This window comes from Actinomadura montaniterrae, assembly GCF_008923365.1.
Taxonomy (GTDB): Bacteria; Actinomycetota; Actinomycetes; order Streptosporangiales; family Streptosporangiaceae; genus Spirillospora; species Spirillospora montaniterrae.
Map to the genome: position 1 here is coordinate 1 of NZ_WBMR01000332.1, position 7,679 is coordinate 7,679.

A 7,679-nucleotide genomic window follows, 5' to 3' on the forward strand; every position below is an offset into this window, starting at 1 on the left:
CTCGTGGCGCGGCTGCCGCCGCCGGTCCCGTCCGGACCGGCCCGGCGCCGTCGCGCCGCTGTACGACCTGGGCCGCCGCGCCCTGCGCGCCGGGACCGCGGCGGGCCTCGCCGGGCTGCGGGAGCTGGCCGGGCTCGCGCTCCTCGCCGTCACCGAGGCCGAGCCCGACCTCGGCGCGCTGCTCGCCGGCGGCCTGCTCGGCGGCCTCGACCGCGACGACCCGTTCCACCGCGAGCTCGCCGCGACCGCGCTCGCCTACCTCGACCACGGCGGCCGGATCGAGCCGACCGCCGCCGCCCTGCACGTCCACGGCAACACGGTGAAGTACCGGGTGCGGCGGTTCCAGGAGCTGACCGGCCGGGCGCTGCTCGACCCGTCCGGCGGGACGGCGGTGGAGCGGACGGCGCACTGGTGGTGGGCGCTGCGCCACTGGCTCGCTGCGCCGGGCACGTGACCGGCCGTCGGTGCCGGGTGATGGGATGGAGGCGGCGCCCCGGGGCGGGGCGTCCCGGAGACAGAACGGGGGAGCAGTGACCGCACCGCGGATCAGCACGGTGATGTGGCCGATGCAGTCCTGGCCGGAGGCCGGCGAGCTGTGGCGGCGCGCCGAGGAGCTCGGGTTCCACCACGCCTGGGTCTACGACCATCTGGCCTGGCGCGGGACGACGCCCTGGTACGACGCGTACACCACGATGGCCGCGGCGGCGGCCGTCACCTCGCGGATCCGGCTCGGCACGCTGGTCACCTCGCCGAACTTCCGGCACCCGGTGCCGACCGCGCACGCGATCAGGACGATCGACCACGTCAGCGGCGGCCGGCTCACGATCGGGATCGGCTCCGGCGGGACGCGCCGCCAGTCCGACGCGGGCGTCCTCGGCGGCGACGAATGGACGCCGCGCGAGCGCGCGGACCGGTTCGCCGAGTGGGTCGGCCTGCTCGACCGCGTGCTGCGCGGCCCCGAGACCACCAGCGAGGGCGCGTTCTACACCGCGCGGGACGTGCTGTCGGGCCCCGGCTGCGTCCAGCGGCCCCGCGTCCCGTTCGTGATCGCCGGCGACGGGCCGCGCGGCATGCGGCTCGCCGCGCGGTACGGCTCCGGCTGGGTGACCAGCGCGCACGGGGACGGCGCCGAGCCGTTCGACATCGTCCGGGAGCGCCTGGCCAGGCTCGGCGAGGCGTGCGAGGCGGAGGGCCGCGCCCCGGCCGACCGGGTCCTGCTGACCGGGTTCAACGGCGAGCCGTGGCTCGCGTCGGCCGAGGCGTTCGCCGACCTCGCGGGCCGGTACGCCGAGCTCGGCATCACCGAGATCGCCCTGCACTGGCCGCGTCCGGGCACGCCGTGGGACGCCGACATGAAGGTGTTCGAGGAGATCGCCGCGCAGGGCCGGTGAGCGGCGGACCCCCGCCCGGGGACGCCCGGGCGGGCGCGGCTAGACTCCTGCGATGCCGTACGTCCTGCTGGCCTTCGCGATCGCCTTCGAGGTCACCGCCACGCTGGCGATGCGCGCCTCGGAGGGGATGAGCAGGCTCGGGCCGTCCGTCCTGGTGGTGGCCGGCTACCTGATCTCGTTCGTGTTCATGGCGAAGGCGCTGACGTCGCTGAACGTCGGGCCGGTCTACGCGATCTGGTCCGCGCTCGGCACCATCGGGGCCTTCGCCGGCGGCGTCGTGCTGTTCGACGAGCAGGTCAGGCCGCTGACGATCGCCGGCGCGGTGATCATCGTGCTGGGCGTGATCGTGATGAACCTCGGCGGGGGAGTGAGCCGGGGCTAGGCTCCGGCGCGCGCTCCGGGCCCGCGGCGACCGCGCGCCGCGCCCGCGAGCGGCGGGTGTACTCCTGGCCGAGCGCGAACAGCAGCCAGGTGAGCGCGGTGGCGTCGTCGACGACGCCGACCGGCAGGAACACGTCGGGGATCAGGTCGATCGGCGACACGATGTACACCACCGCGACGACCATCGCGACGATCTTGCCGGTGGACGTCCGGTAGTACGCCTGCGCGCCGCCGGCGACCGGGCCGAGGCGGCGCCGCCGGCGCAGCCTCAGGATCCCTACGACCAGCAGGAAGGCGCCGAGGGCCAGCGCGACGGCGCCCGCGAGCGTGAGGTCGACGCCGCCGAGGCGGCCGTCGGCGGTGAGGACGGTGGCGCCGCCCGCGACGAGCAGGACCACTCCGAGCCAGGCCATCGTGCACCTCCTGGGGGAGTCGACTGCGGTATTTCCGCTCGGACGCGTTCCATTCGCCCCGAGGTCCGGACGCCCGGACGAACGGGCGCCCGGGCGCGGGTCGGGCGGGCTCCGGCGCCGGTCAGGCGGGTTCGGCGGCGGTGGTGACGCGCTGCTGCTCGAGCATGCCGCCGAGCAGCTCCGACGGCGTGCAGCCCGCCAGCGCGCGGAACTCCCGGTTCAGGTGCGCCTGGTCGTAGTAGCCGCAGACCGCGGCGGCCTCCGCCAGGCCGAGCCCGCCGCGCGACAGCAGCCCCACGGCGCGCTGGAACCGCAGGACCCGGCCCATTACCTTCGGCGGCAGCCCGGCCTGCTCGGTGAACCGCTGGGTGAGGTGCCGCCGGCTCCACCCGACGTCCTCGGCGAGCCGCGCCACGCCGACCGCGCCGCCGGTGCCGTCCAGCAGCCGCCACGCCCGCGCGACCTCCGGGTCGGGGACGGGGCCGATCTCCAGCCGGCGCAGCAGGAACGCGTCCAGCAGGTCGAACCGGGCCGCCCAGGACGGCGTCCCGGCGAGCCGCTCGACGAGCGCCGCGGCGCCGGGCCCGAGCAGGTCCGGCAGTTCGACGGCCGCGTTGGTGATCCGGGCCATCGGCACGCCGAGCAGCGTGTACGCGCCGAGCGGGGTGACGTCGAGCTGCACGCCGTGCTGCCCGCCCGGCGTCGTGTACTCGCCGTGGCCGTCGTGCATGCCCGCGACGAACGACCCGTACTCGGTGCCGGCGTCGGACGGCGTCGCCAGCCGCATCGGCGGGCCCAGGTTGACGATGACGACGGCGCTGCGGGTCGGCAGCGTGCGCATCCGGGACGGGACGGCCACCGGCTCCCAGTACCCCTGGTAGACGCGCAGGAAGGGGCGCAGCGCGCGGTGCGGGCGGCCGCGCGCCTCCAGCCAGCCTCCCCGGTCGCGGATCTCGACCGGCCTGTCGACCATGCCCCCACTACTACCACCCGCCGCCGACATCGCGCCGCCGCGCGGGCGGGCTCACTCGTACATCTGCCCGCACACCGCGATCCGGGCCAGGTCGCCCCAGGTCATCGTGGTGATCTCGCGGACGTAGGAGCGGGCGGGCGGCTCCCCGGGCGCGGTGGGCACCGGCACCCGCGCGCCGTCCGCCGCGTCCCAGCCGCCGAGGCTCCCCGCGACCGCGCACTCCAGGTACGTCGCCGGGTCGAAGTTGTACCAGCGGGCCGGGGTGGCGCGGCCCCCCGAGCCGGGCGGGCGGGGCGCGTCGACGCCGAACCGCGCCTGCGGTCCCGGCGGGCTGGCGAGGAAGTCCTCCAGGTCGGCGATCTGGGACAGCACGACCCGCTCCCAGTCGGCGTACCCCTCGGGCTCGTCACCGGGCAGGGACAGGTCCTTGGCGCTCCACGCCGGGTCGAAGCCGGCGGGCGGGGTGGTGGACGCGGCGGCGAACATCGCCGCGACGTCGTCGGGTTCGAGGTGCGCGTTGTCGCGGAGCGGAGCCGACACCTTCCACAGCGCGCGGAGGAACGCCGACAGCGACCAGGAGGCGGCGCGGGCCTCCTGGCCGAGGTGCAGGAAGATCAGGTAGAGGTCGCGGTTGGTCCGGACGGACGGGCCCGGCGGCCCCTCCACCCAGTACGACTGCTTGTGCGGGACGCCGCTCTCCAGGGCCAGGACCTGCGCAAGCGCGGAGATCCGCGAGTCGTGCGCGGCCACATGGAACTTGTTGCCGAGATCGTCCTGGCGGACGACGTCCCATGTCTGCATCCGGCTCCTCCACGGTCGGCGGTGCGGTGCGGCGGCCCCCGCCCAGAAAGTGTCCCATTCCGGCAGCGGACCGCCAGTAGTGGTGATGTCACTTTCCGGACTCGAAGTCGTGACTTACCGCACATGTCGATAGACGTGGCGGAGCGCCGCGCGAGGGGACCGGCGGCCCCCTCGCGCCGGGCGCTCAGTGCTTCGAGCGGTGGATCACCTGCATCTCGGTGAAGCCGTACAGGCCCCACGGGCCGTTCTCGACGCCGACGCCGCTCCACTTGAAGCCGCCGAACGGCTGGTGCGGCGCGAGCGCGAGGTGGGTGTTCACCCAGGCGGTGCCGCACTCCAGCTCCGCGGCGACCTCCGCGGCGCGGTCGGCGTCGGCGCTCCACACCGAGCCGGACAGCCCGAAGTGGGTGCCGTTCGCGCGGGCGAGCGCCTCGTCCAGGTCGGTGTACTTGATGATCGGCAGCGCGGGCCCGAACTGCTCCTCGTCCACGATCCGGGCGCCGTCGGCGATGTCGGCGAGGATCGTCGGCTCGAAGAAGTAGCCGGGGCCGTCGATCGGCCTGCCGCCGGCCGCCGCGCGGGCGCCGCCGGCGAGCGCGTCGGCGACCAGCTCGCTGACCCGCTCGTACTGCGGCCTGTTGTTGATGGGCCCGTACTGGACGCCCTCCTCCATGCCGTTGCCGACCTTCACGGCCTTCGCCTGCTCGGCCAGCGCGTCGACCACGTCGCCGTACAGCGCCTCCGGCACGTAGACCCGCTTGATCGCCGAGCAGACCTGGCCGTTGTTCTGGAACGCGCCGCCGAACAGCTTCGGCGCGACCGCCGCCGGGTCGGCGTCGTCGAGCAAGATCGCCGGGTCGTTGCCGCCGAGCTCCAGCGTGACCCGCTTGAGGTCCGGCGCGGCGGCCGCGGCGACCCGCTTGCCGGTGGCGACGCTGCCGGTGAAGCTGATCTTGCGCGGCGTGTTGTGCGCGGTCATCCAGGCGCCCAGCTCGTCGCCGCCGGTGACCACGTTGAGCACGCCGGGCGGCAGCACGTCGCGCAGCACCTCGCCGAGCTTCAGGCTGGACAGCGGCGTGAACGGGGACGGCTTGAGCACCATCGTGTTGCCCGCCAGCAGCGCCGGCGCGATCTTCCAGACCGCCAGCAGCAGCGGGAAGTTCCACGGGGTGATGGCGGCGACGACGCCCATCGGCCGGCGGACGACCTCGACCACGGCGTTGTCGTCGTCCTGGATGACCTCGCGGGGCAGGTCCAGCTCGGCGAAGTACTTGAGCCACACGCCGGCGCCGACGACCTCCATCGTCCCGTCGGCGAGCGGCTTGCCCTGCTCCAGCGTCAGGATGCGGCCGATCTCCTCGGACCGGGCGAACAGCACGTCGGCGGCGGCCAGCAGCGCCTTGCGCCGGGCCGACTCGTCGCGGCGCCACGCGGGGTAGGCGGCCTGGGCGGCGGCCATCGCCGTGTCCAGCTGCTCGCGGGAGGCGTCGGGCGCCTGCTCGGCCACCTCGCCGGTCGCCGGGTTGATCACTCCGAAGGTGGCGGGCGCGGCCACCGCCGCGCCGTCGATGGTCATCGCGAAGTTCTCGGACACGTTGCTCCTCCGCTCGGGGGGCCGGCTAACCGAATGACGTTCAGTATTCACCCTGGGGCGCCCTCTTGACGAGCGGCCCCGGCGGCGGATGATCAGCCCATGCGCTCACCTCTCACCGCGGCGTTCGCTCTGACCCTCGCCCTCGCCGCATCCGGCGGGGCGCCGGCGGCCGCCGCCACCCACGCGGCCCCCTCCGTCCGAGCACCCCGGCTGGCGGACCCCCACCCGTGCGCCGGCCGGCCCGGTTACACCTGCTCGACGCTGACCGTCCCGCTCGACCACCGCGACCCCGCCAAGGGGACGCTCAAGCTCCAGGTGGCCGCAGGGGACAACGTCCGCGCGCCGAAGGGCGTCCTGCTGTTCCTGACCGGAGGGCCGGGCCAGCCCGGCGTGCCCTTCATCTCACGCATGGCCGAGCAGAGGCTCCCGGAACTGGCGAAGAACTACCGGTTCGTCACCATCGACCAGCGCGGCACCGGCGAGTACGGCGCCCTCGACTGCCCGAAGCTCCAGGCCGAGGTCGGCAGCAGCGACATCGAGCCGCCCACCCCGGACGCCGTCCGCGAATGCGCCGGGATCCTCGGCGACCGGCGCGGCTACTACACGACGGAGCAGACGGTCGGCGACCTCGACCTGCTGCGCCGCGCGCTCGGCGTCCGCGCGATGGTCCTGGACGGCGTCTCCTACGGCACCGTGACCGCCGCGAGCTACGCCGTCGCCCATCCGCACAACGTGGACAAGGTCGTCCTCGACTCGGTGCTCCCGCACGTCGACCCGCAGCACGACGACATGCTTTACCTCACCAGCCTGCGCGCCACCGCCCGGGTGCTCCGCGACGCCTGCGCGACCGCGCCGGCCTGCGGGTTCGACCCCGCGCAGGACCTCGCCTGGCTCGCCCGGCACCGCAGCGACCCCGTCCTCGTCTGGGACATGCTCGTCAGCTACGAGTTCCTCGACCCCAGCTATCGCGACCCCGACCCGGGCGGCATCCCCGCCGGATCCGGCGATGTCGTCACCGCCCTCCACCAGGCCCGCCAGGGAGACCCGGCCCGGCTCGACGCGCTGTTGCGGATGATGAACTCCGGCGGCGACCCGGTCGCCGACTACAGCTCCGGGCTGCACATCGCCACCGTCTGCGGCGACGGGCAGTTCCCCTGGGGCACGTCCGAGGCGCCGCTCGCCGGGCGGGAGGCCGCGCTGCAGCGCGTCCGCCGGACCCTTCCCGCCTCCGCCACCTGGCCGTTCACCGCGGACACCGCCGTGGGCGACGGGTTCGTCCAGGAGTGCCTGCACTGGCCGTGGGCGCGGCACACCGCCGAGCCGCGGACGGACCGGCTGCCCGCCGTCCCGATCCTGCTCCTGAACGGCGACCGCGACCTGTCCACGCCGCTGGAATGGGCCCGCGAGGAACTCCGCCGCGCCCCGCTCGGCCGGCTCGTCGTGGTGAAGGGCGCGTCCCACTCCATCCAGAACCGCGAGCGCGGCACGCAGGGCCGCGAGGCCGTCTACTGGTTCCTCAACGGCTGACCGTTCCACGACGGTCGACCGGCGAACGGACGACCGGCGCCCGGAACGTCGGGCGCCGGTCGTCGTCGCGATGGGCGGGCCGCGGTCAGGCGGCGAAGATCCGGTCCAGCAGGTCGCGGTACCCGCGCAACGCGAGGCGGAGCCGCTCGGTGTCCGGGGCGTCGTGCCGCCCGACCTCGTCGGAGAGCGCCCGGCGGTGCGTCCCGACCGAGCGGCTCAGCGCCTCGACCGCCTCGGCCGCGAGCGCGTCGGCCGCGCGGACGGACTCGGCCGGGTCGTCGATGAAGCCGGACTGCACCTCGTGCCAGCGCTCCCGGAACCGCTCGGCGTCCGCCGGGTCGAACAGCCGCTCCGGGACGCCGCCGAGCCCGGCGGGCGTCGGATGCAGGCCGGGGCGGGCCCCGCCGGGGCCGGGGCTCGGGAAGCCGGTCGCGACCTCGTCGTCCGCCAGCCCCGCGGCCGGGACGGGGTCGGGCGAGGTGTCCTCGGCGGAGCCGGGGTCCGCCGCCGGCGCCGGGGGTGGGCCGGCGACGTGGACGTCTCCGGCCACGCCCGGGTCCGCCGTCCCGGCGGCGCGGGCCCGCTCGTCCGCGGCCGTC

9 protein-coding genes are annotated in these 7,679 nt (G+C 75.3%); 4 read left to right on the plus strand and 5 right to left on the minus strand.

All coding sequences use genetic code 11. The features are described from left to right. The 3 genes from F9B16_RS47370 to F9B16_RS47380 all read left to right on the plus strand — a co-directional run. A partial coding sequence (locus F9B16_RS47370) for a helix-turn-helix domain-containing protein (protein WP_192809351.1) occupies window positions 1-454 on the plus strand: 454 nt, incomplete at its 5' end. A gap of 76 nt (window positions 455-530) precedes the next feature. Continuing rightward, complete coding sequence (locus F9B16_RS47375; RefSeq protein ID WP_225992594.1) at window positions 531-1,391, plus strand: LLM class flavin-dependent oxidoreductase; 861 nt, start codon at window positions 531-533, stop codon at window positions 1,389-1,391. Between the two features lie 52 nt (window positions 1,392-1,443). Then, the gene (locus F9B16_RS47380; protein ID WP_151546831.1) at window positions 1,444-1,773 is read left to right on the plus strand and encodes a DMT family transporter; all 330 of its coding nucleotides are present in this window, start codon (window positions 1,444-1,446) and stop codon (window positions 1,771-1,773) included. Here the strand turns inward: F9B16_RS47380 and F9B16_RS47385 are convergent. The 4 genes from F9B16_RS47385 to F9B16_RS47400 form a co-directional block, all read right to left on the minus strand. Beyond that, window positions 1,718-2,185 carry a YkvA family protein gene (locus F9B16_RS47385; protein ID WP_151546832.1) on the minus strand — a complete coding sequence of 156 codons (468 nt, stop codon included), beginning with the start codon at window positions 2,183-2,185 and terminating at the stop codon, window positions 1,718-1,720. The genes F9B16_RS47380 and F9B16_RS47385 overlap by 56 nt on opposite strands. A 121-nt stretch (window positions 2,186-2,306) precedes the next feature. Next, window positions 2,307-3,158, minus strand: coding sequence for a helix-turn-helix domain-containing protein (locus F9B16_RS47390; protein ID WP_151546833.1), 852 nt, complete (start codon window positions 3,156-3,158; stop codon window positions 2,307-2,309). A gap of 51 nt (window positions 3,159-3,209) precedes the next feature. Continuing rightward, window positions 3,210-3,959: a hypothetical protein gene (locus F9B16_RS47395; RefSeq protein ID WP_151546834.1), complete on the minus strand. Its 750-nt coding sequence runs from the start codon at window positions 3,957-3,959 to the stop codon at window positions 3,210-3,212. A 184-nt stretch (window positions 3,960-4,143) separates the two neighbouring features. Beyond that, the gene (locus F9B16_RS47400) at window positions 4,144-5,553 is read right to left on the minus strand and encodes an aldehyde dehydrogenase family protein (protein WP_225992595.1); all 1,410 of its coding nucleotides are present in this window, start codon (window positions 5,551-5,553) and stop codon (window positions 4,144-4,146) included. A gap of 99 nt (window positions 5,554-5,652) precedes the next feature. Here F9B16_RS47400 and F9B16_RS47405 point away from each other — a divergent pair, with 99 nt between their 5' ends. Further along, window positions 5,653-7,080: an alpha/beta fold hydrolase gene (locus tag F9B16_RS47405; RefSeq protein ID WP_151546835.1), complete on the plus strand. Its 1,428-nt coding sequence runs from the start codon at window positions 5,653-5,655 to the stop codon at window positions 7,078-7,080. An 85-nt stretch (window positions 7,081-7,165) separates the two neighbouring features. On the opposite strand, the gene F9B16_RS51875 is transcribed toward F9B16_RS47405, so the two are convergent. After that, window positions 7,166-7,679, minus strand: a 514-nt coding sequence (locus tag F9B16_RS51875; RefSeq protein ID WP_192809352.1) for a hypothetical protein, incomplete at its 5' end; no start/stop codon positions are given.